Origin of the sequence: Myxococcus sp. CA056 (genome assembly GCF_013336715.1) — a bacterium.
Classification (GTDB): Bacteria; Myxococcota; Myxococcia; order Myxococcales; family Myxococcaceae; genus Myxococcus; species Myxococcus llanfairpwllgwyngyllgogerychwyrndrobwllllantysiliogogogochensis.
The window spans coordinates 424,731-451,096 of record NZ_JABUMT010000005.1; the positions used below are offsets into that span (position 1 = coordinate 424,731).

Here is a 26,366-nt window from a genome sequence, read left to right on the forward strand (position 1 = left end):
CAGGAGTGCTGTGGTTGCGCGGACTCCTCCTTCTTCCCGGCCGCGACCTGTTATCAGCACCTCCCACATGTTCCGACGCGTCATCACGCACCCGCCCGCCGTCTTCGGGCTCACCTGGTTCGCGCAGCTGGTCTCCTCGCTGGGCTCGGCGCTGGCGGGCTTCTCGGTGATGGTCCACGTGTATCGGAGCAGTGACTCCATCACCGAGTACTCGCTCGCCTCGTTCTTCTCGTTCCTGCCGATGGTGCTGATTGCCCCCGTCGCCGGGGCGCTCGTGGACCGGTGGGACCGCCGCCGCATCATGGTGCTGGCGGACGTGGGCGCGGGGCTCACCATGCTGCTGATGTGGCTCATGCTGGTGGCGGACGGGGCGGGGCTCTGGAGCCTGCGCAGCTGGCACCTGTACCTGCCCATCGCGGTGTGCGCGGCCGCGGGCACGTTCCGGGCGCTGGCCTACTCGGCCTCCACGGCGCTGATGGTGCCGAAGCAGCACCTGGGGCGGGCCAATGGCCTGATTGAGCTGGCGCTGGGAATCGGCCAGTTGGGCGGGCCCGCGCTGGCGGGACTCCTGGTGGTGCGAATCGGCCTCCAGGGGGTGCTGCTCATCAACCTGGGGTCCTTCTTCCTCTCGGCGCTGGTGCTGCTGTGTGTGGGGTTCCCCCAGCCCGAGCAAAGCGCCACCGCGCGTGCGGCGAGAGGCTCCCTGCTGGAGCAGATGGCGGTTGGGTGGGGTTTCATCCAGGCGCGGCCCGGCCTGCTGGGGCTGTTGACGTGTATCGCCGTGGCCAACCTGTTCGTGAGCCTGGTGACGGTGCTCATCACTCCCATGGTCCTGAGCTTCGCGGACGCGTCGACCCTGGGGTGGATTGCCTCCTGCTCGGGCATGGGGGTGCTCACGGGGGCCTTGTTGATGAGCGTGTGGGGTGGGCCCCGGAGACGCATCCTCGGCGTGCTCGGCTTCGAACTGCTCGCGGGCCTGGCCCTGTTCGCGGCGGCGCTGCCGGCGGATGCGCGACTGGTGGCGGGCGCCGCCTTCGTCTTCATGTTCACCACCCCAGGGGTCATGGGGTGCTCTCAGTCCATCTGGCAGAGCAAGGTGCCGTCGGAGCTGCAGGGCCGGGTCTTCGCCGTGAGGCGGATGATCGCCCTGTCCACGCCGCCGGTGGCGGCCTTGCTCTCGGGACCGCTGGCGGACCGATTCTTCGAGCCCTGGATGGCCCCGGGCGGCGCGCTGGCGGGGCGCTTCGGGCCCATGCTCGGCGTGGGCCCGGGGCGGGGCATCGCGCTGCTCTACCTGGTGCTGGGCGTGCTGTGCGCGGTGAACGTGCTGGTGGCCTGGCTCTCCCCCCGCGTGAGGAACGTGGAGCTGGAGCTGCCGGACGTCCTGCGCGAGCCGCCTTCGAGCGTGGGGCCCCAGCCGGCGCCGACCTCGGCGTGACGGAGGGGCCCGGACGGGCTTACTCGACGACGACGAGCGCGCACATCAGCGCGCCCTGCGTCGCGTTGACCACGTCCTTGCCCCGACCCATGGGATTCATCCGGACCATCGTCCCGCCGTAGCGCTCACCGAAGACGAAGGAGCCCCAGATGAGGATGTGCGGGCCCACGGAGCCGTCGTCCCGCATGAAGTGGTAGGGGCGGGGTTCGACGCGCTCCTGGATGATCCACCCGCCGCTCTCCAGCGCCTCCTGGATGGCCGCGTCCCACGCCTCGGCGGTCATCGACCGGCCGATGAGCACCGACTTCCCTCCGTAGGCGCGGCCCGCCTTCAGCACCAGCCCATCGCGCTTCGAGGCGACGACCTGGTCGGGCAACCACACGCGCTCACCGGCCCGCCAGGTGTGGGTGCGCTGGAGCCGCCGCGTCCAGGGGATGTGCTGGCGGATGAGCTCGCGCTCCTCGGCGGAGAGGGCAGGGGAGTCCTCGTTCTCCGACAGCAGCGAGATGTTGAGCTTGTCGTCGAGGATCTCCTGCGCGGGGCCGTTGTAGAGGCAGAGGGTGCGGGCGGCGAGCGCGGCGCCGACGCGGGCATCGAACGCCGCTCCCACCACCTCCAGCCTGTCCCTCGCGTCATGCTCCTGCACCGCATGCACGCGTCGGCCGCGCATCGTGAAGCGGTGTCCCTCCGCGTCGTGGACCTCGCCGTAGGTGCCAATGAGCACCTCGCCCTTCGCACCCTCCGCTTCGAGCAGCTCCGTGAAGGTGGTGTTGAGCAGCAGGGTCGCCATCTCGACACCCACCGGGTCCGGCAGCTCGTTGTCCGGGAAGAGCACGGCCAGGTTGCATTCGCCCTCCCATGCAACGGTCCGGCGCACGTCGTCGATGACGTGGGAGAGGAAGGCCTTGAGGGTGTCCTGGAGCTGGACGCGCAGGCCCTGCTCCTGGGTGAAGCGCTGGAGCACGGGCTGGTCCATCACCACCTGGGCCTTGAGCGCCGTCTCCCAACCACCCAGGCCCGCCATCATGTTGATCTCAAGGCACTTGAGCCCGTCCGCGGAGTCGATGAAGTCGCCCCGGCTGAGCACGCCGCGCGCGTCGTCCGTGAGGGCCAGGGCCTCCACCGCCACGCGTGCGCGCTCGGGCGGGAGACCGAAGTACTCGGCGACACGTGCCGGGTCACCGCCGAGCAGCAGCCGGGGCCCGCGCTTGACGAGCCGGCTGAGCTTCACCGAGACGTCCTCCAGCAACTGGTTCCGGCGCGCGTCGATGAGGATGGGCCAGCGGTGCAGCTCGTAATACATGAGCGGCGACTCCTCGAACTTGCCGAAGCGGTGCTTCGCGAATGCCTCGGGAGTCCGCTCCGCGAACTTCAGGAAGGCCACCGCCGCGGCGGACAGCTCGCCGTGCAGCACGTGGGTTTCCTCGGAGAACATCTTGCCCTGCCGCCCATCTGCGCCTGACATCACGAAGGCTCCACGCCAAGAAATTCACGCAATTGCACTCTGTCGCAGTGTGCATGTAAAGCCTTCGTGACACCATGAAGCTTGAACGCCATGTCGGAGGGCTCTCCCTCGCGCGGAAGGCCAACTACCTGCGGGCGCGCGGTTGGCGTGAAGACGAGGGTCGGTGGTCGCATGAGATCTTCGGCCAGCATCCGCTGGCGAAGGCCATCCACCACCAGCTCACGGACGACCTGGCCCAGGCTCTCTGTCAGCGGGGATGGCAGGTGCTTGGGTACTCGGAGCGGGGCTATGTGCAGCTCCGCGATGGAGAGCGCGGCAAGCCATGCTCGCTGCCCAAGGCGCTGCGTACGCAGGCGCGCCGCGAGAAGCGTCCCGTGGCGGAGCTGACCTACTCGTTGTTCCTGGCGGCGCTCGTCGAAGTGAACGACGCCGGGTAGGGCGCGACCGTGCACCGAGTCCACGGGCTGCTGCCTGTCCGTGTGTCTGCTGCGTGCCACGCCCGCCGGGGCCACATTCTCCTTCTGGCCGAGAGGGAGTTCGAATGGTCGCCCGCCGTCTCCGCAGGCTCATCCGTGACCCCTACTGGCTGGTGCTGCTCGCCTGTCTCGGCATCGGCGGCCTGCTTGGCTTGGAGCTGGCGCGGGTTCAGACGGACTACGCGTCGGCCTTCTTCGGGCTGGCCTGGCGGGGGGACCCCTCCGAGACACGCTCCGCGCTCACGGCGCTGTTTGGACTGCAGATCACCGTCCTCACGGTGGTCCTGTCCCTGAATGCACCGGTCATCCAGTCCGCGGCGAATCAATACTCACCCCGGCTCGTCCCGCTCTACTTGAAGAGCGCGCCGCTGCGCCGCGCCATCCCGCTGTTCTGCGTCTCCAGTGGGTACATCCTCGTGGCCGGACGGGAGCTGGGTTTGATCACGGACGCGGGAGTCCGTCCACGTCCCGTGCTCTCGGGGGCCTTCATCCTGGTCCTCATCGCGCTCGTGTCCCTGGTCATCTGCATGATTCGCACGTTCCGTTACATGCGAGTGGAGCGCGTGCTCGGACTCGTCCAGGAGTTGGTCGTCTCGGCGGCTGAGCGTCGCATCCGGGCTCGACTGCTCCGACTCCCGTTGGACCCGGCGGCGACGCTGCTGCTGCCGCCCGAGGCCTCGGCGCTCACGGCGCCTTCATCTGGCTACCTCACCGAGGTCGACCTTCGTCGACTCACTCGACTCGCCCGGCATTGGCGCGTGCGGGTGCGCATCGACGTTTTCGTCGGCGACTATGTCGACACGGGGGAAGTCGTCGGCTGGGTGGTGGGGGAAGTTCCTGGACCCATGGACCCGCGCGCGATGCACGGCCTCGCCTCGGCCCTGCTCCTCACCGCGGCGCGTGAGCCCGATTGCGACCCCGCGCTCGGGATTCGCATCCTCGTCGACGTCGCCAACCGGGCGCTCTCGACCTCCGCGAACGACGCCTATACGGCGCGACAGGCGCTGCAGCAGGTCCGCTCGGTGATGCGCCGGCTGGGGCATCTGCCGCTGGGGGACTGGAACGTGGTCGACCCCGATGGACAGGTGCGTGCGTCAGTCGCGGGGATGCGCCTGCGCGACTATCTCTTCATGGCGGTGGATGGTCCGCTGCACCATGGAATGGGCAGTCCCGAGGTCCTCGAAGAGGTGCTCCAGATCGCGCTCGCCGTGGGGCTGACCGCCTGGGATGCGGAAGACCGGGCAGCGGCGCATGCGCTCGTGGCTCGCGTGCTCGCGAAGGCCACCGCACAGGAGACCCCCGAGCGTGAGCGCCTCCATCGACGGCTCACGGAATCCAGGCGCATTCGCGCTGCATTCGAGAACCGCTCGCCAAGCGACCCCGGAGCCAACGCGGGCGAGTGGGGTCCGCACTGAGCCGAGCCCGGCTCAGCAGGTCGCCACCTGTCGTCCTAACGCGGTTCCCCAGTGGGAGAGGAGGGGGCACTGGACAGACGAAGGAGCTCGGGCAGGGTCGTGAGGTCGCGGACAGCCATGTACGCCAGGCTGCCCACCACAAACGCCATGAACGTTCCGATGCCCATCATCACCATGGCGAGGGTCAAGAGCACGACGGTGGTCACCCAGTGCGCTCGGATGGCCCACTTCCCGGCGACGGTCGCCACCATCGCGCGACGAACCTCAAGCGCGGTTTTCGCGGCGCGGATTGCATCGGGAGCCGCCCTCAGGCTGCGTGCCTGAAGCGTGCCGACGATGACGCCGCAAAGGGCGCCCACGGCGGGCGGGAGGGCCGGCATCGGAGTGACCCACGGGGCCAGTAGCGCTGATGCCGCCGCGAAGGTCACAGCGAGCGCGGCGCTCTTCGCGGGTTGCAGGGTCCAATGAAGGCCAGTCCGCTCGACACCTGCATCCGGATTCATGGACGTAAGGTATCAGCTTCACCTCGTGGTCGACGAGCGAGTCCTTCGGCTCCTTGCCGTGCCCCACCTGCTCACCCTCGAGCCGTGCCAGGGCACTCGGCCCCGGCACGGCCTTGGTTCAGGTGTCCTCTTGGGCCTACCCGAGTCCCCACGGGAGCCCCAGCACCTGCCACGCCACCAGGAGGAGGATCCACGCGATGAAGACGACCACGACGTACGGCAACATCAGCGCCACGATGGTGCCCACGCCTGCTTCCTTCTGGTACTTCTGCGCGAACGTGACGATCAACGCGAAGTAGGCGTTCAGCGGCGAGATGGCGTTGAACGGACCGTCACCCACGCGGTACGCGGCCAGCACGGCCTCCGGGTCGACATTCAGCCGCATCAGCAGCGGCACGAAGACGGGCGCGAAGATGGCCCACTTCGGAATGGCGCCCGTCATGATGAGGTCCAGCACCGCGACGACGCCGACGAACCCGACGAGCAACGGCAGCGCCCCGAGCCCCGCGTCCTCCAGGATGTCGCCCATCTTCACGGCCGCGAGCGTCGCCATGTTGGTGTACGTGAACAGGGCGATGAACTGGCTGATGATGAAGAGCAGGAAGATCAGCGCGCCCAGCCCCGACACCGCCTTCTCCATCGCCTTGATGACGTCGACGCTGCTCCGGATGGTCTTCGCGCCGATGCCGTAGGCCGCGCCCGCCACGAGGAACAACACGGTGATTGCGACAATCAGGCCGTTCATGAACGGCGAGTCGCCGACGATGGCTCCCGTCTCCGGATTGCGCAGCGGCGCCCCCGGCGGCAGCGTCAGCAGACCGAAGAACACGAGGACCGCCAGCACCCCCAACCCCGCGAACTTGAGTCCACGCGACTCGTCCGCGCTCATCGTCGCACCCGCCGTGTCCGGCTTCTCGCCCTTGTACTCACCCAGTCGGGGCGAGATGACCTTGTCGGTGATGAGCGAGACGATGAAGGTCAACATGATGACCGACGCGACGGAGAACCAGAAGTTCGCCGTCAGGTCGATGGAGCGCTCGGGATTCAGGATGTGGATGGCATCGTTGGTGATCTCCGTCAGGATGCCGTCCAACGGCTTGATCAGGATGTTGACGGTGAAGACCGCGGCCACGCCGGCGAACGACGCCGCCAGGCCCGCCAAAGGATGCCGCCCCACGGTGAGGAAGGCCGCCGCCGCCAGCGGAATCAAGACGAGATACCCGGCATCCGCGGCGATGCTCGACAGGATGCCGACGAACACGAGGATGTACGTCAGCGCCTTGCGGGGAGCGACCACCACCAGCTTGCGAATCAGCGCTCCCACCAGGCCCGCCGCGTCCGCGACACCCACGCCCAACATCGCGACGATGATGACGCCCACCGCGTTGAAGTTCATGAAGTTCTGGACGACGCCTTCGAACATGAAGCGAAGGCCTTCACCCGTCAGCAGGCTCTTCGCCGCGGCGGTCGTCTCCTCCGGGACGTGGGTCTCCGGATTGATGGTCTGGTACGTGACGCTGGCTCCCATCATGTAGAAGACATGGGAGAGCAGGATGACGATGCCAATCAGCGCGACGAAGATCACCGCCGGATGGGGGACCTTGTTTCCCACCCGCTCGACGGTGTCGAGAATCCGCTCCAGTCCCTTCTTCTTGGGCGGTGTCCCGGTCTGCCGTTCCGGCATCGAATCGTTGAAGTGAGCTGCCTTCATGGTCGTCCCGATCCTTTCCATCCGGGGACACGCTTGCCGCTCAATCCCGCGACGACGCGCGAGCCCCCTGCCTCAGAGCGTCAGTTCTGCTCCCACCGTGAGCGCGGTGTCCGTGGAGGCCTTTCCCTCGGCCGGTGAGCTGTCATGCCGTACGTCGAAGAACGTGGTGAGCGCCAGGCGCCCCGTCAGGTTCACGGAGAGCTTCGTGGTGGAGGTCAGCAGCACGCGCGTGTCGCCAAAGACATCCGGAAGCAGCATGGCGTACTCCCGGAACTCCACCCGCTCGTTGATGTCGTAGCGGAACATCACAGCGACCGAGGGAGACCACAGGTCGACGCTGGGGAGATCCTTCCGCGTGGGGACGTACTGGAACCTGCGGTCATGGGCGTAGTGAGCACCCAGGTAGGCCCGCAGGAACAGCTCGTCCGTCTTGCGCTTCTTCTGCTCAATCAACGTGAAGCCGACGCCCAGCTCGGCTTCCGCGCGCAGCTCGAGGCTCGACAGGTGATCGGTCTCCGCCCCCAGATACGTGTACGCGCTGAGCAGGGGCGTGGCCCGGTACTCTCCACGCACCCATGCTCCGAGCGCCTCCGCGATGAGCTCCTCTTCGTCCTCGGACGCCGCCGCTCTCCCGTAGGCGCCATCCGCCTCCAGGGTGAGTGCCCACTTGGGTGACTCGTATTCCGCCAGGGAATTGCCTGTCAGCGTGTACGAGCGACTGTTGCCGGTGAAGAACGAGAAGCCGACGCCGAAGGACCCTGTCCAGGGCCCGACGTCCTCTTCCTCATCCTCGGTGCATGGGCGCACCGGGCCGTCCTCCGGCACCGTGTCGGGCGGCGGCGTGGGAGTCTGGGCAAGGACCGTGAGGAGGAAGAGAAGAGGGCTCATACACACTCGGGTGAAGCAGTGAGGCGCTCCTGGAGCGATGCCAGGAGACGGGAGGCGCGGAGTTCACGGCCAGGACAGCGAGCAGGCGCGTGCCGCCCTCTCGGGTTCCGTCAAACACTCGTCATGCATGACAGGGCGCGCAATCGCCCAAGGGGGCAGCGCGGGACGCTCGCGTGCGCGTCAGGGCCCGACTCCGATTCACTGCCTTCATCCGACGCGCGACACTCGTCACGGCTCGGGCCGCAGGCGCTCCCTCAGTCGCGCGGTCTTCTCCAGGGTCCAGCCTTCCGGCCGCAGCAGCGCGAGCCAGCCGTCCACGTGCTCGCCCGTGTAGACATGGCCATAGCCGGGAGGGACCGCCATCCCCAGCGGCAGGTCGGCTGTCACCTGCCAGAACGTCACGAAGGGGAGCCACACCATCGCGTCCACGACGTCATCGCCCCGGGGCTCTCTCAGCCAGTCGGGACGGCTCAAGAGCAGCTGCGGGCTCCACCAGGTGATGGGGTCCGACGGGTGGAGCAGGTAGAGCACCCGGGAGTTCCCCCAGGGTGCGGACGCCGGAGGAATCTCCACGCCCGGCCGCCTGCTGAAACGCACGATGCGGCCATTGCGATAGGTGGGCTCCACCTCGGGGCTGCCAGCATCGCGCTGGTCGGTGAACTCGCGATACAGCGTGTTGAAGTGTGGCGGTCCGACGAAGAGCGCCCCGCTCGTGCGGTTGGCCAGGTCCCGCTCTCCACTGAACGCCGTCTCTCCGCCGTAGGAGCCCAGGCTCTCTCCGAACACGAGCAGCTTCGGACGACGGCCTTCGGGGAGCCGCGACCAACGCTCGTAGACCTCATCGAAGAGGGCGCGTCCCGCTTCCCGCGCGCGCTGCTGGTCCACCAGGACGGAGAGCCAGGACCACAGATGTGAGTACTGCATGGAGATGATCGCGGAGTCGCCGCCCGTCACGTACTCGAAGGCGTCCACGGACTCCGGCACCACCCAGCCGCTGCCCGTGGTGGTGACGACGAGCAGGTACTCGCGCTCGAAGCCACCGGCTCGCTCCAGGTCCTGGACGGCCAGCTTCGCGCGGCCCTCCGCGTCCGGCGCGGAGGCGTAACCGGCATAGACGCGGATGGGCTCCTTCGCGGCGGCGCCGTTGAACGTGGAGATCTCCTCGACCGAGGGACCCCGGCCCACGAAGTTGCGTCCCTCGCGGCCCAGCGTGTCCCAACCCACTCTCGAACCAGGGCCCCCGGAGCGCAGCGCGCTGCTCGGCGGATACACGCCCTCCGCGGTCGTCGTGTCCTTCACGGCGAGGGTGCGGTCCGCCAGGGAGATGAGCCCGTCCCACAGCACGCCGCTGGCGAGCAGGAAGGTGAGCGCCGCCACCACGACGCCGCTCGTCGCCCGGGCCGCACGCGGGCCGACGTGCCGCGCGAGCCGCGAGTCCAGTCGGCGATACACCGCGCGCAGCCCGCGCCCCGCCGCGACGAGCAGGACGAAGATGACCGCCGCGACCACGGGCGCGAACAGGTAGCCGGCGCGGCCAGGGTGGGGCATGCCCATCCGTTCGCGAATGCTTGCCTGCCAATGCCAGCCCAACGCCAGCGCGGCGACCAGGGCCACGCCCCCCACCACGAAGAAGCCGAGCCAGGCGCGTGGACTCGGAGCTCTCGGAGGTCGGTTGGCGAACTCGCGCCAGAGCCAGGCGCCCAGGACGCCCAGCCCGTAGCCGATGACCGCGCTCATGCCACTGACCAGGCCTTGAAAGGGACCGCTGCGTGGCAGCAACGACGGCGTGAAGGACAGACACGCGAACACGAGCGCGACCCACGCGCCGGGGAGCGTGTAGTGGAGCCACCGGGAGGAAGTTCGACTCCCATGCCAGACACCGCGCGCGGGTGGCTTCGGCGCGGCGCGATCAAGAAGGCGCTCCATGCGAACCCCCGGGGAGACGTTCTCGCGGCGCGGCACCGCATCCCTCGTTCCATGCAGAGGGTAGGACCTGCGAACGCGGCCCACAGCGGGCGCTCGTCATCCCTGCCAGGGACAAAGGGCCCGGGAGCTGTCCTGGGGTAGACGCACAGGCCTGCTCGCCTGACGTGCGCCCAGGCGGCGCTCGGCCAGGGCTCCGACTTCCCACCCGTCAGGCCTTCAAGCCTGGAGACGAACCCGGCCTCTTGTGATAACGAAATTGCGAGTCAATATCGTAGTCCTGGCTGTCGGACCGTCCTTCGGGGCGGGCCTCGAGGCAGCGTGAAGAGAAGAGGAGCGCGGCGTGACGACGAGCGTGAGCGAGAAAGTGTTCCGTCGGGGGCCCTTCCCCGTGAAGTTCCGACTGCTGGAGGTGCTGCGGGTGATTCCCATCACCCCGCATGTGGTGCGCATCACCTTCGGGGGCGAGGACATCCAGGGCTTCAACAGCGAGGGTGCGGACGACCACGTGAAGCTGCTGTTCCCCGAGGAGGGGAAGCTCAAGCCGGTCATCCCCACCATGGGGCCGAACGGTCCGGTGCTGCAGCCGGGTGAGAAGAAGCCGGACTCGCGCGACTACACGCCCCGGCGGCATGACGCGGTGGCGGGCGAGCTGGACATCGACTTCGTCCTCCACGGCTCGGGTCCCGCGTCGTCCTGGGCGTCGAAGGCGAAGCCGGGCGACTTCCTGGGCGTGGGCGGGCCCAAGGGCTCGCTGTTCGTGTCCAACGACTTCGACTGGTACCTGCTCGCGGGCGACGAGACGGCCATCCCCGCCATCGGCCGCAGGCTGGAAGAGCTGCCCGCGGGGGCTCGCGCCATCGTCTTCATCGAGGTGTCGGACGCCAGCGAGGAGCAGAAGTTCGACACGAAGGCGAACGTGACGCTGACGTGGCTTCACCGCAATGGCGCGGAGGCCGGGACAACAGACCTCTTGAACCAGGCGATTCGCGGGCTCGACTTCCCGCCCGGCGACTACTTCGCCTGGGTGTCGGGAGAGTCGCTCTCCATGCGCCCCATCCGCGACCACCTGCTCAACGAGCGGGGCACGAAGAAGAGCTGGGTGCGCGTCACCGGCTACTGGAAGCGCGGCCTGTCGGACCACCACCACGACTCGCAGAACTGAGTCGTCGCCCGGGGAGGCCGAAAACACCTCGACCTCCCCGGGACTTTCGACGAAGGCTACGCGGGCTTCGCGAGCGAGCGGAGCACTTCGCCCGCCATCTCCACCGTGTAGTCGATCTGCTCCTCGGTGTGCGCGGCCCCGGGGAAGTTCACGTCACGACGCAGCAGGATGCCCCGGCGCGCCATGCCGCCCTGGAAGGGCGTCATCAACTTCGCGTGCTCGACCATGTCGGTGGAGTAGCGGAAGAAGGGAATCGCGTCGTAGCCGAGCACGCGCAGCGGGGAGCCCACGGCCTCCGCGTGGGCATTGATGCCCTCGCGCAGCTTGCGGCCCAGCTTCGCCACGTGCTGGATGTGGTTGCCGTTCTTGTAGAACTTCAGGACGGCTTCCGTCACGGCCAGCGTCAGCAGCTCACCGCCGAAGGTGGTGGACACCTGGAGGTCGGCCAGCTTGCTCAGGTACTTCGCCGGGCCGGAGATGGCCGACAGCGGCATGCCCGCGGCGATGCCCTTGGACATGCACACGATGTCCGCCTGCACGCCGAAGAACTCCTGCGCGCCGCCCATCGCCAGACGGAAGCCGGTGACGACCTCGTCCATCACCAGCAGCACGCCGTGCGCCGTACAGGTCGCGCGCACCTGCTGCATGAACGCGGACGTGAGCACGCGGTTGTAGGGGATGGAGAGAATCACCGCCGCCAGCTGGCTGGCCTGCTTCTCGATGGTGGACAGCAGCACCGCCTCGTCCGGAGGCGTGAAGAGGGGCAGGCGCGTCGTCAGGCCCGCGTGCGCGGCCGGCACGCCCGGTGTGTCGAACATGAAGTGGTCGTGCCACCCGTTGTAGCCGACCGTGATGATGCGCTCCTTGCCGGTGACGTAGCGCGACAGCCGCACCGCCGCGGACGTCGCATCCGCGCCCGTCTTGAAGAACCGCGCCTGCTCCGCGCCGGGGACCAGCTCCAGCAGCGCCTGGATGGAGGTGACCTCGACGGGCGTGGGCAGCGAGTGGAGGACGCCTTCCTCCAGGTGCTTGCGGATGGTGTCCACCACCGCGGGGTGGTTGTGGCCCAGCATGTTGGCGCCGAGGCCGCTGATGAAGTCGATGTACTCCTGGCCGTCCACGTCCTCCACGAGCGCGCCCTGGCCCTTGGAGAGGAACACGGGGAAGGAGCCGGGAGCGAAGAACTCCGGCTTCTTCATCATCGACTGGGTGACGCCGGGGACCGTCTTGCGCGCCTCGGCGAGCAGCTGGTTCGAGCGCTCCAGCTTCAGCTCACCCAGGATGGGACGGGGGAGGGAAGGGTGCTTCCTGACGGGCATGTCCATGAGGCTTCCTTTGGCTTGATTCGAGTAACGTCCAGAGCAGGCACAGCGAGAGCGCCGTCACCGCCACGGCCATCCACCCCACCTGGCCGAAGCCGATGAGCGCTCCCTCCGGTGACGTCGCGATGAGCATTCCGCTCACCCAGGCGGACAGGCCGGAGGCGCCGTCGCTCGCGGCCATGTTCACCGCGAGGAACCGCCCCCGAAGCGACGGAGGCACCCGCGCCGTCACCAGCGCGATGGTGGGGATGGCCCGCGTGGACGTGAGGGCCATGAACAACACGAAGGCCCCCATGACGACGGGCAGCGGCGAGGGCGACAGGTGCGTGAACAGCAGGTGCGGGCCCACTGTGCCCACCAGGAGCAAGGCGAGCATGCGGCCCGGTCCGAGCCGGTCCGTGAAGCGTCCCACCAGCTTCGCCGCCACGAGTGTTCCCGCGCCGCCGCCCAGGTAGACCCAGGGCAGGTCCGTCTGCGACAGGCCCAGGTTGCCGACCATGTACGTGCCCAGGTAGGGGATGAGCAGGAAGCTGGCGAACGCCACGCTGAAGGTCAAAAGCCAGCCCAGCGCGAGCCCCGGCGCCGCCAGCGTGGACAGGGGATTGCGGCGGGTCTCCTCGGCGCTCCGGGACAGGTGCTGGTCCAAGCGGGGCAGGGCCTTCAAGAGCCCCAACCACAACACGCCCGCCAGCCCGCAGATGGCCCAGAACGGGGCGCGCCAGCCCAAGAGGTTCGCCAGGGCGAGACCGAGCGGAACGCCCGCGACGGCGGAGAGGCCGATGGTGGACATCACCGTGCCGATGGCGCGACCCCGTCGCTCGGGGGGAACGACGTCCGCGATGATGGCCATGATGACCGCGCCCATCAGCCCCGCGCACGCTCCCGCCAGCGAGCGCGCCACCAACATGGACACGTAGCCGGTGGCCGCGCCGCAGGCCATCGTGGAGAGGATGAAGCCCGCGAAGATGGCCAGCAGCGTGCGCTTGCGGTCGAACCGATCCAACCAGAACAGGCCCAGCACACCCATGGCCGCGGAGGCCAGGGTGTACGAGGAGACCATCGCCCCGAACTGCGCCGTCGTGATGCCGAAGCGCCGGATGAACTCCGGCCCCAGCGGCATGATGATCATGAAGTCCAGGAGGTGGCTGAACTGGACCCCGGCGAGCAGCAGGGTCAGCACTCTCTCCTGTCGAGGCGGAGATGCGGGGTTCACGAGGGGACTCCAGGTGTCGCGCGCGGCGGGGGCCGCGAGGCTAGGGGCGGACGAATCGCACCCGAATCGGTGGCGAGGTCGCCGCGTAGGGCCGGCCCTCGCGGTCCAGCGCGGTGTCGAAGCGCGCCTTGCGTGCACAGTCCAGGGCCGCCTGGCCGAAGCCATGTCCCGGGTCTGACAGCAGCTCCGTCGACGTCACCTCGCCGTCGGCGTCCACGGCGACGCGCAGCACGACGAGCTGGTCATCGATGCGCAGCGCATCCGCTTCCTTCGGCCAGGGGCAGCTCCAGCTTCGCGCCGCGAGCTGGATGGAGCGGGCCCGGCCGCCTCCGGTGCCCTGGCCCTGCGTCTCTCCGCTCGGCACGGTGTTGACCGCCGTCGCCGAGCGACCCGTGGACGCCGTCACGCCTCCCGCGTAGCGAGGCGCATTGCCGCTGGTCATCTCGAAGTCCGTGAAGTCGAGCGGGGCCGCCGGCTCCTTCGCGGCGATGACGGCGCCGGCCTGCGCGGGCTCGGCGGGCGTGGGACGTGACGACTCGCGAGGCGCGGGGCTGGGCGTCTTCACGCGCGGCGGTGGCGGGTCCGCCCTCGCGACGCGCTGAGGCGCGGGCGGCGGGGGCTCGGGAGGCAGCGGGGGCGGCTTCAGGTCCACCACGTGGTCGATTTGAAGCGTCTGCTTCTTCTGGGTGACCCTGGGCGCCAGCGACTCACCCTTGCGCCAGGCCTGCCAGGCGACGACGCCGGCGACGCCGTGCAGGGACGCGGTGGCCACCATGGCCCAGACGAGCCCGTGTCGCCGCCGCGCGGGCGGCGGGCCCAGGATGATGCTCGCGATGCTCGCGTCGGGGCGCGCGGTGGGGTCAGGGGATGACACGCCCGTCCTCCGTCGCAGGGGTCTCGGGCGTCGCCGGCTCGGCGGGGCGCACGGTGCCGAAGGCGACCTTCGTGAGCCCGGCTTCCTTGAGCTGATCCAACACCGCGATGACCTGCCGGTGCGGCACGGCGCCATCCGCCTGGATGACCGCGCGCAGCTCCGGGTCCTTCACCAGGGCATGCCGCGCGCTGTCTCGCAGCGCGGCCTCGGTGATTCCCTCGCCGTTCACCAGGAGCTGGCCCGTGGCGGTGATGGAGACGGCGAACACCGTCTGCACGTCCTCGCTCTGCGAGGCCTTGGGGAGATCCAGGGGCACGGCGGGGCTGTCCACCAGCCGGGCGGTCACCATGAAGATGATGAGCAGCACCAGCATGATGTCCACGAGCGGCGTGACGTTGATGCCCTCAATCAGGCCGCCTCGGGGCTGCGTTCCGCCCGCCATGGTCAGGCGCCTCCGGTGGAGGAGCGCGCCGCCGCCCGCTCACGGGCGGAGACGTAGGCCAGCACCAGGTTGGTGAGGGCCTCGGCGTCCGAGAGGATGCTCGCGATGCGCCGCTGGAAGTAGTTGTAGGCGGCCACGGCGGGCAGGGCCACGCCGATGCCCACGGCCGTGGCGACCAGCGCCTCGGCGATGCTGCCCATCACCGCGTTGGAGGCGACCTGGCTCGTCTTGCCCACCACCGCGCCCGCGGTCGTCTCGCTCAGCGCCTCGAAGGCGAGCAGCACGCCGATGACGGTGCCGAACAGCCCGATGAAGGGCGCGTTGTTGCCCAGCGTGCCCAGGAAGGCCAGCCGGTTCTCCAGCGTGGAGCGCTCAATCGCGAGCGCGCTCTGCATGCCCTTCTCCGCCGCTGTCATGCCCTGCGGCGCCAGCCGGAGCCCGGCGCGGGCCACCGTGGCGCCCACGGACGTGCGCTTCTCCAGCTTGGAGATGGCCGAGGGGAAGTCGCCGCTCGCCAGCGTCTCCTCCAGCGTGCCGGACAGCTCGCGCACCAGGTCCTGCTTGGTGCGGAACACAATCCACCGCTCGATGATGATGCCAATGCTCACCAGCGACAGGGCGAACAGCAGCCAGAGCACCCAGTTGGCACCCCACTGCACGAAGACATCCTTGACGATTTCCACGATGTGCATGGTCGCTCTCTCAGGCGTCGTCGTGATGACCGCTCGTCATCGCCGCGTCGTTGTCTACGGGTTGCCTTGAAGCAGGACTCCACGGCGCCGGATGCGACCTCCGCACCCGGCGCCATGGGATGAAAAAGTGACTAGCGCAGCTGCAGGAAGGAGAAGACCAGGCCCTGCGTGCTGAAGGCGACCGCGCCGTTCTGGCTGGTCAGGTCGCGGAAGTTCGTCGTGGAGGTGCTGGTGAACTCCGTGAAGAGCGTGCGGCTGTCCGTCACGTCATACAGGAACGTGCTGCCCGTGGAGACGGGGAGGGTGGTGACCTCCGTCGCGGTGAAGGTGCTGAGGTTGAGCTGCCAGAACTTCCAGGCGACGGCGCTGGCCACGGGGCGGGGGTGCACGCCCGGAACCACGGTGTAGGTGGTCTCGTCCAGGACGCGCAGGTACGCGGTGCCGTTGGGGCCGCGCAGCAGGGAGCCCGTGGCGTTGCCGTTGGTCAGGTCGGCCAGGTTGCGGAAGAACGCGCGGTCATAGGTCTGCGTCGTCGCGTTGAAGCGCAGCAGGCAGGGCACCGGCGTGGTCTCCGGGCCCGCCGTGCGGTACACGGCCGCGCCGTACGCCTCGGTGGCCAGGTACACCAGGCCGTCCGGACCGACGACGCCGTCACGCACGTAGCCGCAGCGGTCATCCGTCACGATGGTCGCCGTGTCGGCCACCGTGTCCACCACGACGACGCCGGCCTGCTTGGTGATGCCGATGCCCGCGCTCGGGCGCCAGCCGATGGGGATGATGATCTTGTTGCCGACGCGCACCGGCATCGTCGCGAAGGTGCTCAGCGCGCCCTCGATGGTCAGCCCGGTCAGGGTGATGGCGCTGGTGACCGTCATCGCGGTGGGGTTCCAGACGATGACCTTCCCCGAGCGACCGTCGATGTAATACGCCTTCGTCTCCGAGACGTACTGGAACTGGTGCTGGTACTCGCCGATGGAGCTGACGCCGCTTCCCTGGAAGCTGACCTCCGCGTCACGGCCCTGCGCGTCCTTGTCCTTCTCCAGCTTGCCTTCCGCGGTGAGCTTGTAGCGGGTGACGACGGCGCCCTCGCTGCTGCTCACGTACAGCAGGCCATTCTTCGCGATGCCAGAGCCCAGGGCGCGGCCCGGAACCTCGATGGCGTTTTCCAGGGCGAGCGGCGTGGTGACGTCGACCTTGTCGGTCAGGACGATGTAGCTCTGCGACTCACCGTCGACGCTCACCTGGGTGATGGCGGCATAGACGGGACCGGTGTTGGGGGTCGGCTCCGGATCCTTGTCGTCGTCATTGCAGCCCGCGAACAGCGACAGCGCGAGCGCCGCGGCGGTGATGCGCGACAGGGGGAAGAACGAGCGAATCTTCATGGGGGGCAAAGCCTTTCGGAGAGGATGACTGCGTGTTGGTGACTCAGAGCTCCGCGACCACCTTGGCGGAGACGCTGCGGCCGGGACGCTGAACGCCCATGAAGTCCATGGCGGTGGCGTCGGTCAGGTTCTGCACGTCGACCGTCCAGCTGAAGGTCGCGCGCGCGGTCCGGGTGACATAGGTGAGGGCCAGCGAGTGCAGGAGCTGCGCGTCGATGTCCTGCTTCGAATCCTGGGTGCCCAGCTTCTCCCAGCCCCGGTAGAACGAGTGGATGTACCGGGTGTGCCAGGTCAGCGACAGCTCGTCGCGTGACGAGGCCAGGCCGCTCAACTGGAAGCGGGCGCTGCCGTTGGCCAGCAGGTGCGGCCGGTTGGGCAGCCGCTGCCCCTCGAAGATGCCGAAGGCCCCCTCGCTGGAGACATTGCGGACGTCCTGCCAGGTGACGTTGCCGTCCAGCGAGAAGTACTGCTCCGGAGACGTCCACCCGGCCGCGCCGGTGCCGCCCAGGGCGCGAGCCGCGAAGACGTTCTGGTACGTGAAGTAGCCCTCGCGCCCCTGGGGGATGATGAGCTGGTCCGCCAGTCGCGCGAAGCCCATCACGCCGCCCCGGAACGAGCCGTGCCGCGTCTCGCGCGTGTCGAGCGCCAGCTCCAGGTTGAGGTTGTGGCTGGTCTCTGGATCCAGCTCCAGGTTCGCGTCGATGAGGATGCCATCGCCGAACAGCTCGTCGGGCCGGGGCAGGCGCGTGGCCCACTCGTAGGAAGCCTTGGCGATGAACAGGGACGACAGCCGATAGCGGAGCGAGTCACCGACGCCGAAGGTGAAGGTGTCCCGGTCCACGGGCATGAAGCTGTTGTCGGGGCTCAGCCGGTCCGCGCGGGCCAGCTGCACGTAGCTCTTCACGAAGGCGATGTTCTCCAGCCGCTCGTCGAAGGCATCCAGTTCGTGCTCCAGCCCGGTCACCTGGGTGTAGAGGCCGCGGCGGGCGCTGAGCGGATCCACCAGTCCGGTGTTCCGGAGCGCGCGGTCCTCACCGGTCCGCTTCACCCAGGTCGGTGACACCGCGAGCCGCAGCATCTGGTTGGGAGTGAAGCTCCAGCCCAGGTTGATGCGCGCGAAGCCGGTGTGCTGCCCCACATGACGGTCGACGGCGCGGCTCTCCATCTCTCCGGCCTGCGGGAGCTCGGCGACGCACCGGCCGAACCAGTCGTAGGCGCAGCGGCCCTGGTCGCTCAGCCGCGCCTGCCGGAAGACATAGCCGCCGACGGCATCGGCGATGAGGCCGCCGTCATAGGTGTGCTCGAAGCGGAGCGTGGCGCCGCCGGACTGGTTGCCCGAGTCGACCTCGCCGTAGGGCACCTTCATCGTCGTGTCGTGCTGGATCTCCTGGGTGGACGCGGAGGCGAAGCCACGCAGGATGAGGCGCCGCGCCCAGGGCTTGTCCAGGAAGCCGACCTCGACGCCGCCGCCTCCCGCGCGGAAGGCATCATTGAAGCGCGGCAGCCGCGCGTCGCTGAGCTTCCCCGAGCTGTCCTCCACCCGGACGTCGACGCGGTAGTCATTGGGGCTGGAGTCGAAGAAGCCGCTGGCTCGGACGAACAGGCCGGAGGCGCTGGCCACGTGATGCGCGCTCGCGGCGACGCGGTGGGTCTCGAACGAGCCAATCTCGTAGGACGCGGAGGCCCCGCTGCCCTGGAGGTTCTCGGTGGTGACGATCTGCACGGCGCCCCCCAGCGCGTCCGCGCCGAAGCGCACCGGCACGACGCCCTGGTACACCTCCATGCGCTGCACCAGGTTGACGGGGACGTTTGCGAAGTCCGGGCCGTAGCCCGCGAGCTCCAGCGGCACGCCGTCGATGAAGAAGCGGACCTGGTCATCCGCGAGCCCCGCCAGGGAGAAGCGGGCCCGGCTGCCCAGGCCTCCCGCGCGGCGCACGCCGACACCCTCGCTGCGCGCCAGCGCCTGGCCCATGTCCACGGCTTCGCGCTGGAGGTTCTCCGTCTCGATGACCTTCACCGCCTCGGCGGAGCGACGCCGGCGGTTGGCCACGGACTCACCCTCGACGGTGACGTCGATGGCCTCCTGGCTCACGTCGACCGGCGCCGCGGTGACCCCGGGCGTTTCGGGCTGAGCGGGCGGCTGGGCCACGGCCTCCGGTGCGGGCGTCGGAGCCGGAGCGGGAGTCTCGACCACGGGGGCGGGCGTGGGCTCCACGGGGAGGCGGAACTCGTAGCTGTAGGCGATGCGCGAGGCCACGGCGACGCCCTCACGCCGGGCCGGCTCGAAGCGGAAGCTCAGCGCGGCCTGTCGCGCCGCCTCGTCGAACCCGTGTCCCTGGGGCTCGAGGACCTCCGCCTCCGTGACGACGCCCTGGTCATCCAGCGTCAGCTTCAACCGCACCGTGGCTTCCAGCCGGGCCTGCTCCGCCTCGGCCGGGTAGGCAGCCTCCACGAACGTCACCAGCTTCGGCGCCACCACGGCCGGCACCGGCGCCGGGGCTTGCGCCGCCGCCGGCACCTGGGCCTCACCGGCCACCTGGGCTCGCGCCGGAAGGGCGAACGCGAGCCACACCATCACCGCCACGCTCCAACGCATCCGGCCAACGACCTCTCGTCCGCGCCCAGTGGGGATTATGAAAATGGTTCTCATTTTCATTTGCGAGGCCGTGTATTCCTGTAGACCCAGTGCTGTCAAGGGTTGATGGGTGACTCAGGCTGCCCTGGCGTGGGGGGTCTTCAGGGCCTGAAGCTTTTCCGCGACCATGAAGGAGAGCTGGAGTGCCTGGTCCGCGTTCAGGCGGGGGTCGCAGTGCGTGTGGTAGCGGCTGTGGAGGTCGTCCTCCGTCACGGCCAGCGGGCCTCCCAGGCACTCGGTGACGTTCTGCCCGGTCATCTCCAGATGGATGCCGCCCGGGTGGACGCCTTCGGAGGAGGCGACCTCCAGGAAGGACTTCACCTCGGAGAGGATGCGGTCGAAGGAGCGTGTCTTGTAGCCGTTGCTGGCCTTGTGGGTATTGCCGTGCATCGGGTCGATGGACCAGATGACGGGGCGGCCGTCGCGGCGGGTGGCGGCCATCAGGCGCGGGAGGCAGTCGGCGACCTTGTCGGAGCCGAAGCGGCCGATGAGCGTGAGGCGTCCGGGGATGGCCTCCGGGTTGAGCGCGTCCATCAGGCGCAGGAGGTCGTCGGGGTCCATGGTGGGCCCGCACTTGACGCCGATGGGGTTACGGATGCCGCGCATGAACTCCACGTGGCCGCCGTCGAGCTGGCGGGTGCGCTCGCCAATCCACAGCATGTGGGCGGAGGCGTCGAACCAGTGGCCGGAGCCGGGCTCCATGCGCGTCATCGACTCCTCGAAGTTGAGGAGCAGGGCCTCGTGGCTGGTGAAGAGGTCCACGGGCGTGGGCGTGGGCGCGGCCGTGTACTCCGGGGATGGCGCCAGCGCGCTCATGAAGCAGAGGGACTCGAAGATGGAGTCCGCGAGCTTGCGGTACTGGTCTCCCTGCGGTGAGCCGGAGACGCCGTCGAGCGTCCACCGGTGCAGGTTGCACAGGTCCGCGTAGCCGCTCTGCGAGTAGGCGCGCAGCAGGTTCAGCGTGGCGGAGGACTGGTGGTAGGCCTTGAGGAGCCGCTTGGGGTCGGGGATTCGCTCGGCGGCCTCGAAGTCCATGCCGTTGATGATGTCGCCCCGGTACGCGGGGAGGGTGACACCGTCGAGCGTCTCCACGGGGCTGGAGCGCGGCTTGGCGAACTGGCCGGCGATTCTTCCGACCTTCACCACGGGGCGTCCGCCCGCGAAGGTGAGCACCACGGCCATCTGGAGGATGAGCCGGAAGGTGTCGCGGATGTTGTCGGTGGTGAATTCCTTGAAGCTCTCCGCGCAGTCTCCGCCTTGCAGCAGGATGGCCTTGCCCTGTGCCACCTGCGCGAGCGAGGCGGTGAGCCGCCGCGTCTCCGAGGGGTGGACCAGCGGAGGGAGTCGGGACAGCTCTTCCTCCACTCGGTGGAGGGCGCGCATGTCCGGATAGTCATCCGGGATGTACTTCACGGGCTTCTCCCGCCAGGTGCGGGGATTCCAGGTTCGGTTCATCACGAGGGGGCCGTTTCCTTGGGGGAGCCAGGCGTCGCGGGCAGCAGGCCGCGCGTGACGCACCAGGCGAGGTATCGGAAGAAGAGGTCGCGATCCGCCTGGGGGCAGGTGATGCCAGTGCCCTCCAGGGCTTCATGCAACCGCTGACAGCGGATGGGGCCCAGGCCGAACGCGGGCGCCAAGTCACCGGAGCGCAGGTCGAAGAAGGCCAGGGTGGTGGTGTTGTCCGCGGTGCCGGCGCGCTCGGCGACGCGGGCGCGCCAGGCGGGGATGGGGAGCAGGTCCACGGGGTAGCCGTACTCGCCCACCCAGCGGAACAGGTCCGGCAGTCGCACGTCGGGCACGGGCGTCACGTTGAACACCGTGCCGGGCGTGGCGACGCGGGAGAGCTTGACGATGGCGCGCGCCACGTAGTCCACGGGGGTCCAGGTCTCTCCCACGTCGAGCAGCGGGAGCGAGCCGGAGGGAATGCCCGCGAGCAGGATGCGCCAGACCAGATCCTGCGGATTGACGATGGCGGTGTCCGTCGCGCCGACGACGCGGCCCAGCCGGTAGACGGCGACGGGCAGGCCGCGCTCGGAGGCGTGCTGCACCAGTCGCTCCGCGACCCACTTGCTCTGCTGATAGCCGTCACGCAGTCCGGGGTGGGCCTGCACGAAGTCCTCGGGCACCTCCGGGCTCACGTTCGCCTGGGGCGCCACGGCCAGCGTGGACACGTAGTGGAAGGGCTTGAGGCGCACGGCGGCGGCCAGTCGCAAGAGCTCGCGCGTGCCCTTGACGTTGACGGCTTGGACGCTGCCGTACTCGCGCACGACGCTCACGACGGCGGCGTTGTGCAGGATGACGTCACACTCCGCGGCCAGCCCGTGGAAGCGCGCGCTGTCCAGTCCGAGCATCGGCTGGGTGAGGTCCGACGGCAGCGCGAGCACCCGCTCGGCGAGGCCCGACGTCGGAAGCTGCTGGGACGTGAGCGCGGCGCGGATGCGCTCCATCGCCTGGGCCTCGTCGCTGGCGCGGACCAGGCAGACCACGCGGGCGCGCGTCTGGCGCAGGAGCTGGTCCAGCAGGTGGGCGCCGACGAAGCCCGTGGCGCCCGTGAGCAGCACCTGACGGGGTTCCGGGAAGCGCGTCTCGAAGCTGCCGCCCACGCCCTGGGGCGCGGTGGTGCTCGGACGGGGGACGATGTCCTCGGACAGCTCCGAGTCGGCGAGCATCGTGGTGCTCGGGCCGCTTGCTTCGGAGCCGGTGGCCTCACCGTGCTCCAGCGCCTGGGCCAGCGCGGCGGCCGTCGGGTAGCGGAATACCGTGGCGACGGGGACCTCCCGGCCCAGGGCGATGCCCAGGCGGTTGGCCACCTGGATGCTCTGGAGGGACTGGCCCCCTCGGTCGAAGAAGTCGTCCTGCGCGGTGAGGCCCGTGGCGCCGAGGACCTCCTCCCAGATGCCGAGCACCACGCGCTCCAGCTCCGTGGTGGCCTGCGCCACGGTGGAGGAGGCGTCGGTGGTGGTGGCCTTGCGCAGCTCGGCGCGGTCGATCTTCCCCGTGCTGGTGCGAGGCAGGCGCTCGGCGAACACGATGGCGCCCGGCACCATGGGCGCGGGCAGGTTCGCGAGCAGGTGCTTGCGCAGGTCGGCGGCGGAAGGCACGGGGGCCTCCGCGACGATGTGCGCGCAGAGCCGGCGGGCGCCGCCCGGGAGCACCTGTCCGACCACCGCGGCCTCACGCACGCCGGGGTGGCCCAGGAGCACCGTCTCCACCTCGGCCGGGTCGATTCGGTGTCCGCTGATCTTCAGCTCGTCGTCCACGCGACCGACGAACACGAGCTGTCCGTCCTCCCGCAGCCGGGCCTTGTCGCCGGTGCGGTAGGCGCGGGGCTGGCCGGGCAGCGCGGCCAGGGAGATGAAGCGAGCCTTGTCCAGCTCCGGCCGGCCGAGATAGCCCCGCGCGAGCGCGCCGCCCATGAGGCACAGCTCGCCCTCCGAGCCCCGAGCGACGAGTCGTCCTTGCGCATCCACGAGCACCGCGCGGACGCCGGGAAGCGGCAGGCCGATGGGGACCTCGTCACGCTCGGACTCCGGACCACCGGCGTCCGCGAGCGACGCCACCGTCGCCACCACCGTGGCCTCCGTGGGGCCGTAGGTGTTGAGCAGCTGTACGCTCGGACCGACGGTGGCCCGCCAGCGGGCGACGCGCTCTGGCAGGGCCGCCTCGCCCCCGATGATGACGGTGCGCAGGGAGGATGGCAGCCGCGCCGCGCCCGTGGACACCGCGTAGGCCAGCTCGTGCCAGAACGCGGTGGGCAGGTCGAGGATGGTGATGCCGTGGACCGCGCAGGACTCGAGCAGGCGGGGCACGGACTGGAGCATCTCGTCGGTGCGCAGCACCAGCCGCGCGCCCGAGGTCAGCGCCAGGAAGACCTCCTCCACGCTCGCGTCGAAGTGCAGCGGCGCGAACTGGAGGATGCGGTCCTCGCGGGTGACGGCGTAGCGGTGCGTGGCGCCCGCGACGAAGTGTGCCAGCGCCTGGTGAGGAATCTGCACGCCGTTGGGCTGGCCCGTCGAACCGGAGGTGTAGATGACGTACGCGAGCCGCTCAGCCTCGGCGCGAGGGGTGACCGTCTGCGCGGCGACGTCGCGCTTCAGGACGGTCAGGTGCCCGGCCGCGCGGGGGCTCGCGTCCGTGGCGGAGACGGTCTCCGACGGGAGGACCATCAGCGAGGGCGCGGCGTCGTCGAGGATGGCGGCCGAGCGGGAGGCGGGGCCGGTGGGGTCGAGCGGGAGGTAGCCCGCGCCGGAGCGCAGGATGCCCAGCGACGCGACGATGGCGTCGATTCCGCGTGGCACCTTCACCGCCACGGGCGTGTCGGACTGGACGCCTTCGGCGACGAGGCGCTCCGCGAGCGACCCGGCGACCCGCCACAGCTCGCCGTACGTCAGGCGGTGCTCGCCATGCTCCACGGCGATGACGTCCGGCTGCTCACGGGACTGGCATTCGATGAGCTCCAGCACCGGGTGGGCGGGCGCGGGGAGCGGGCCTCCATCCAGGACCGACGCGTCGCCACCGGTCGACAGGACCTGCTCGCGAACGGCCTGCTCGGGCGCGCCGAGCCACGTGTCCAGGTGCCGGAGGAATTCCTGCTGATGGGAGTCCACGGCGCGCGCGTCGTAGCAGACCGGGTTCGCGTCGAAGTCGACGCGCAGGCCACCGCCGTCCGAGCGGGCATAAATCCCGATGGAGAGGTCCTCGACGGGCCCCGCGGAGATGTTGTGCGCGATGCCGGGCAGGCCCGCGAAGCGCACGCCGTAGTCGAACGGCATGATGTTGACCACGGGGCCGAACAGCTTGCGCTGCCCACCCACGCGGCGCAGATCGCGTCGAAGCTGCTCGTAGCGGTAGCGCAGGTGGGGCCTGGACGCGCGCATCTCCGCGGCGACATGCCGGGCCAGTGAGGCCAGGGTGGCACCGGGGGAGACGGGCACTCGCAGCGGCACGATGTTCATGGCCATGCACGGCACGCGCAGCGCGGCCGAGCCCAGCCGTGTCATCACTGGAAGGCCAAGCACGACCTCCGGCGCGTCGGTGCGCAGGTGAATCCAGGCCGCCGTCGCCGCGAGCACCAGGTCCGGCCACGTCAGTCCGAGCTGCTTCGCCACGGCCTGCATCCGCTCCACATCGGTGCCCGCGAGCATCCGGGTGGAGCGAACGAACGACGCGGACATGGGGGCCGGCGGCGCCAGCGTCACCGGCAGCGGAGCGTCCGCGAGGCGGCCGACCCAGAAGTCACGGTCCTTCTGGAACTGGGGACCGGCGCGATAGGCCGCGTCCTCGTCCAGCACGGGGCGCAGGGGACCGAAGCCCGCGGGCGCGGCCTTGCCCGTTACGCGAGACGTGTAGAGGTCCGCCACGCGCCGGGTGAGCAGCGAGAAGCCATACCCATCCATGGCGATGTGGTGCACGCGCTGGAACCAGAAGTACCGCTCCGGCCCCGCCTTGAAGAGGACCTGGGCGAAGAGCGGCCCTCGGGTGAGGTCCACCGTGCGCGTCAGGTCTTCCTTCATCCACGCCTGGGCGGCGGCCCACGGGTCCGCTTCGGTGGACACGTCCACGTGCTGGAGCGCCCACTCCACGCGGGGGCTGACCAGCTGGGAGGAGCCTTCCTGGGTGGACTCGAAGCGCGCGTGGAGGGCCTCCGCCTCGTCGACCGTCTGACGGACGGCGGCCTCGAAGTGCTCGGGGACGATGGCGCCACGAAGCTCGATGCACTCCCCGGCGTTGTAGATCGGGCTCGCGAGGTCGAGCTGTTGACCGACCCAGATTCCGTGCTGGGCCGCGGTGAGCGGCCAGCGTGCGTCGTGTGTTTCGGTCATCGCAGGTCCTTCGAGAGGGGGCATCGGCATGGAGCGAGGTGGGGGGAGCCTCGCTTCCGTGGGCGGCGCTTAACGGTGGAGGGCCACCTGGACGCTGCTCGCGTCAGGAGGCGGAAGGGGCATGGCGCGCAGGAGCACGTACCACTCGGTGAGCGTGGGCCGCTCCGCCAGCTCCACGAAGGTGACCTCCGCGCCCGCGCTCCGCCACCGCTCCACCAGGCTCATCAGCCGGATGGAGTCCAGGCCCTGCTCGAGCAGGTTCGCATCCTCGTTCACCTCCATCACCGACTGCTGCAACAGCTCCGCGACATCCGCGCGCACCTGGTGCTGGCTCAGTCCGGGAGCACCCTTGACGGCGGGCAGGCCCAGCGAGTCGATGACCTGCTGCGTGGTGGTGGTGACGGCGCACAGCTGCGACGCGTAGCTCAGCGCGAGCTGGTGGTGCGCCAGGGAGAAGTCGCCCAGCGCATCCGCCACCAGGAAGGGCTGGATGTTGCTCATGAAGCCATCGCTGGCCGTCTGGAGGCAGCCGATGTGCGCGTAGATGCCGCAGATGATGAGCTGGTCCTTGCCGCGCGCGCGCATCATCTCCAGCAGGTCCGTGCGACGAAACGCGCTGTAGGTCCACTTGGTGAGCTGGACGTCACCTTCGCCCGGCGTGAGCGCGTCGATGATCTGCTTCTGGAGCGGACCGCCGTTGATGCCGCCGCCCCAGAAGTCGAGCAGCAGGCCGCGCTGCTCCGGCGTCTGGCCGCCCGGCTGCGCGGAGTAGACGACGGGGATTCCCAGCGAGAGGCAGTGCGCGCGAAGCCGCTGGATGTTGGGCACCAGCTCCGTCACGGGGGACTGGCCGGGGGTGAATGCCTCCACGAAGTAGCGCTGCATGTCGTGGATGAGCATCACGGTCCGCTTGGGGTCGGGCGTCCACGCGACCTTGTTCTTCGGCAGGTCGGCGGCACCGGGCATCGGATAGGGGGTGATGGCTGGGAGCGCCATGAGG

Annotated in this window: 19 protein-coding genes; 4 read left to right on the forward strand and 15 right to left on the reverse strand. The window is 69.4% G+C overall.

Annotated features, from left to right (window positions below; genetic code table 11):
- Window positions 1–67 precede the first annotated feature (67 nt).
- Window positions 68–1,438 carry an MFS transporter gene (locus tag HUA76_RS23895; protein ID WP_141640649.1) on the forward strand — a complete coding sequence of 457 codons (1,371 nt, stop codon included), beginning with the start codon at window positions 68–70 and terminating at the stop codon, window positions 1,436–1,438.
- 19 nt (window positions 1,439–1,457) lie between these two features.
- Here the strand turns inward: HUA76_RS23895 and HUA76_RS23900 are convergent, their stop codons facing one another.
- The gene (locus HUA76_RS23900) at window positions 1,458–2,903 is read right to left on the reverse strand and encodes a hypothetical protein (RefSeq protein WP_254614427.1); all 1,446 of its coding nucleotides are present in this window, start codon (window positions 2,901–2,903) and stop codon (window positions 1,458–1,460) included.
- Window positions 2,904–2,977: 74 nt separating this feature from the next.
- On the opposite strand from HUA76_RS23900, the gene HUA76_RS23905 reads away from it, so the two are divergent.
- Both HUA76_RS23905 and HUA76_RS23910 read left to right on the forward strand, forming a co-directional pair.
- Complete coding sequence (locus tag HUA76_RS23905) at window positions 2,978–3,340, forward strand: hypothetical protein (RefSeq protein WP_141640651.1); 363 nt, start codon at window positions 2,978–2,980, stop codon at window positions 3,338–3,340.
- 104 nt (window positions 3,341–3,444) lie between these two features.
- The gene (locus HUA76_RS23910; RefSeq protein ID WP_174462166.1) at window positions 3,445–4,794 is read left to right on the forward strand and encodes a DUF2254 family protein; all 1,350 of its coding nucleotides are present in this window, start codon (window positions 3,445–3,447) and stop codon (window positions 4,792–4,794) included.
- Window positions 4,795–4,829: 35 nt separating this feature from the next.
- On the opposite strand, the gene HUA76_RS23915 is transcribed toward HUA76_RS23910, so the two are convergent.
- From HUA76_RS23915 to HUA76_RS23930, 4 genes are all read right to left on the reverse strand, one after another.
- Complete coding sequence (locus tag HUA76_RS23915) at window positions 4,830–5,297, reverse strand: hypothetical protein (protein ID WP_174462167.1); 468 nt, start codon at window positions 5,295–5,297, stop codon at window positions 4,830–4,832.
- A gap of 136 nt (window positions 5,298–5,433) precedes the next feature.
- On the reverse strand, window positions 5,434–7,008 hold the full coding sequence (locus HUA76_RS23920; protein ID WP_217440075.1) for an AbgT family transporter: 1,575 nt from the start codon (window positions 7,006–7,008) through the stop codon (window positions 5,434–5,436).
- A 72-nt stretch (window positions 7,009–7,080) separates the two neighbouring features.
- On the reverse strand, window positions 7,081–7,896 hold the full coding sequence (locus HUA76_RS23925) for a YdiY family protein (RefSeq protein WP_174462168.1): 816 nt from the start codon (window positions 7,894–7,896) through the stop codon (window positions 7,081–7,083).
- A 228-nt stretch (window positions 7,897–8,124) separates the two neighbouring features.
- A complete protein-coding gene (locus tag HUA76_RS23930) occupies window positions 8,125–9,822 on the reverse strand; it encodes an alpha/beta-hydrolase family protein (protein ID WP_174462169.1) in 1,698 nt (565 codons plus the stop codon).
- Window positions 9,823–10,162: 340 nt separating this feature from the next.
- On the opposite strand from HUA76_RS23930, the gene HUA76_RS23935 reads away from it, so the two are divergent.
- Window positions 10,163–10,984, forward strand: a complete 822-nt coding sequence (locus HUA76_RS23935; protein ID WP_174462170.1) for a siderophore-interacting protein — start codon at window positions 10,163–10,165, stop codon at window positions 10,982–10,984.
- 56 nt (window positions 10,985–11,040) lie between these two features.
- Here HUA76_RS23935 and mxcL read toward each other — a convergent pair whose 3' ends face one another.
- The 10 genes from mxcL to HUA76_RS23985 form a co-directional block, all read right to left on the reverse strand.
- Window positions 11,041–12,309, reverse strand: a complete 1,269-nt coding sequence (gene mxcL / locus HUA76_RS23940) for a myxochelin B biosynthesis transaminase MxcL (protein ID WP_141640657.1) — start codon at window positions 12,307–12,309, stop codon at window positions 11,041–11,043.
- Window positions 12,257–13,519: a myxochelin export MFS transporter MxcK gene (gene mxcK / locus HUA76_RS23945; RefSeq protein ID WP_174462171.1), complete on the reverse strand. Its 1,263-nt coding sequence runs from the start codon at window positions 13,517–13,519 to the stop codon at window positions 12,257–12,259. Before mxcK ends, mxcL begins: the two co-directional genes overlap by 53 nt.
- Before the next feature lie 40 nt (window positions 13,520–13,559).
- Complete coding sequence (locus HUA76_RS23950) at window positions 13,560–14,393, reverse strand: TonB family protein (RefSeq protein ID WP_174462172.1); 834 nt, start codon at window positions 14,391–14,393, stop codon at window positions 13,560–13,562.
- On the reverse strand, window positions 14,380–14,835 hold the full coding sequence (locus HUA76_RS23955; RefSeq protein WP_141646971.1) for a biopolymer transporter ExbD: 456 nt from the start codon (window positions 14,833–14,835) through the stop codon (window positions 14,380–14,382). The genes HUA76_RS23950 and HUA76_RS23955 overlap by 14 nt, the downstream gene beginning before the upstream one ends.
- Before the next feature lie 2 nt (window positions 14,836–14,837).
- Window positions 14,838–15,527 carry a MotA/TolQ/ExbB proton channel family protein gene (locus HUA76_RS23960; RefSeq protein WP_141646970.1) on the reverse strand — a complete coding sequence of 230 codons (690 nt, stop codon included), beginning with the start codon at window positions 15,525–15,527 and terminating at the stop codon, window positions 14,838–14,840.
- Window positions 15,528–15,658: 131 nt separating this feature from the next.
- Window positions 15,659–16,909 carry a hypothetical protein gene (locus HUA76_RS23965; protein WP_174462173.1) on the reverse strand — a complete coding sequence of 417 codons (1,251 nt, stop codon included), beginning with the start codon at window positions 16,907–16,909 and terminating at the stop codon, window positions 15,659–15,661.
- Window positions 16,910–16,952: 43 nt separating this feature from the next.
- Complete coding sequence (gene mxcH, locus HUA76_RS23970) at window positions 16,953–19,505, reverse strand: TonB-dependent siderophore myxochelin receptor MxcH (RefSeq protein ID WP_254614428.1); 2,553 nt, start codon at window positions 19,503–19,505, stop codon at window positions 16,953–16,955.
- 114 nt (window positions 19,506–19,619) lie between these two features.
- Window positions 19,620–20,999, reverse strand: coding sequence for a class II 3-deoxy-7-phosphoheptulonate synthase (locus HUA76_RS23975; protein WP_174455420.1), 1,380 nt, complete (start codon window positions 20,997–20,999; stop codon window positions 19,620–19,622).
- Window positions 20,999–25,366 carry a myxochelin non-ribosomal peptide synthetase MxcG gene (mxcG, locus tag HUA76_RS23980; RefSeq protein ID WP_174455421.1) on the reverse strand — a complete coding sequence of 1,456 codons (4,368 nt, stop codon included), beginning with the start codon at window positions 25,364–25,366 and terminating at the stop codon, window positions 20,999–21,001. The genes HUA76_RS23975 and mxcG overlap by 1 nt, the downstream gene beginning before the upstream one ends.
- Window positions 25,367–25,435: 69 nt before the next feature.
- On the reverse strand, window positions 25,436–26,362 hold the full coding sequence (locus tag HUA76_RS23985; RefSeq protein ID WP_174455422.1) for an isochorismatase family protein: 927 nt from the start codon (window positions 26,360–26,362) through the stop codon (window positions 25,436–25,438).
- Window positions 26,363–26,366: the final 4 nt, after the last annotated feature.

Coding starts and splice junctions, on each gene's coding strand:
- mxcH (WP_254614428.1), bottom strand. CDS start 19,505: ATGCGTTGGAGCGTGGCGGTGATGGTGTGGCTCGCGTTCGCCCTTCCG.
- HUA76_RS23965 (WP_174462173.1), bottom strand. CDS start 16,909: ATGAAGATTCGCTCGTTCTTCCCCCTGTCGCGCATCACCGCCGCGGCG.
- HUA76_RS23985 (WP_174455422.1), bottom strand. CDS start 26,362: ATGGCGCTCCCAGCCATCACCCCCTATCCGATGCCCGGTGCCGCCGAC.
- mxcL (WP_141640657.1), bottom strand. CDS start 12,309: ATGGACATGCCCGTCAGGAAGCACCCTTCCCTCCCCCGTCCCATCCTG.
- HUA76_RS23910 (WP_174462166.1), top strand. CDS start 3,445: ATGGTCGCCCGCCGTCTCCGCAGGCTCATCCGTGACCCCTACTGGCTG.
- HUA76_RS23955 (WP_141646971.1), bottom strand. CDS start 14,835: ATGGCGGGCGGAACGCAGCCCCGAGGCGGCCTGATTGAGGGCATCAAC.
- mxcG (WP_174455421.1), bottom strand. CDS start 25,366: ATGACCGAAACACACGACGCACGCTGGCCGCTCACCGCGGCCCAGCAC.
- HUA76_RS23900 (WP_254614427.1), bottom strand. CDS start 2,903: ATGTCAGGCGCAGATGGGCGGCAGGGCAAGATGTTCTCCGAGGAAACC.
- HUA76_RS23925 (WP_174462168.1), bottom strand. CDS start 7,896: ATGAGCCCTCTTCTCTTCCTCCTCACGGTCCTTGCCCAGACTCCCACG.
- HUA76_RS23930 (WP_174462169.1), bottom strand. CDS start 9,822: ATGGAGCGCCTTCTTGATCGCGCCGCGCCGAAGCCACCCGCGCGCGGT.
- HUA76_RS23920 (WP_217440075.1), bottom strand. CDS start 7,008: ATGAAGGCAGCTCACTTCAACGATTCGATGCCGGAACGGCAGACCGGG.
- HUA76_RS23905 (WP_141640651.1), top strand. CDS start 2,978: ATGAAGCTTGAACGCCATGTCGGAGGGCTCTCCCTCGCGCGGAAGGCC.
- HUA76_RS23960 (WP_141646970.1), bottom strand. CDS start 15,527: ATGCACATCGTGGAAATCGTCAAGGATGTCTTCGTGCAGTGGGGTGCC.
- HUA76_RS23915 (WP_174462167.1), bottom strand. CDS start 5,297: ATGAATCCGGATGCAGGTGTCGAGCGGACTGGCCTTCATTGGACCCTG.
- HUA76_RS23975 (WP_174455420.1), bottom strand. CDS start 20,999: ATGAACCGAACCTGGAATCCCCGCACCTGGCGGGAGAAGCCCGTGAAG.
- HUA76_RS23895 (WP_141640649.1), top strand. CDS start 68: ATGTTCCGACGCGTCATCACGCACCCGCCCGCCGTCTTCGGGCTCACC.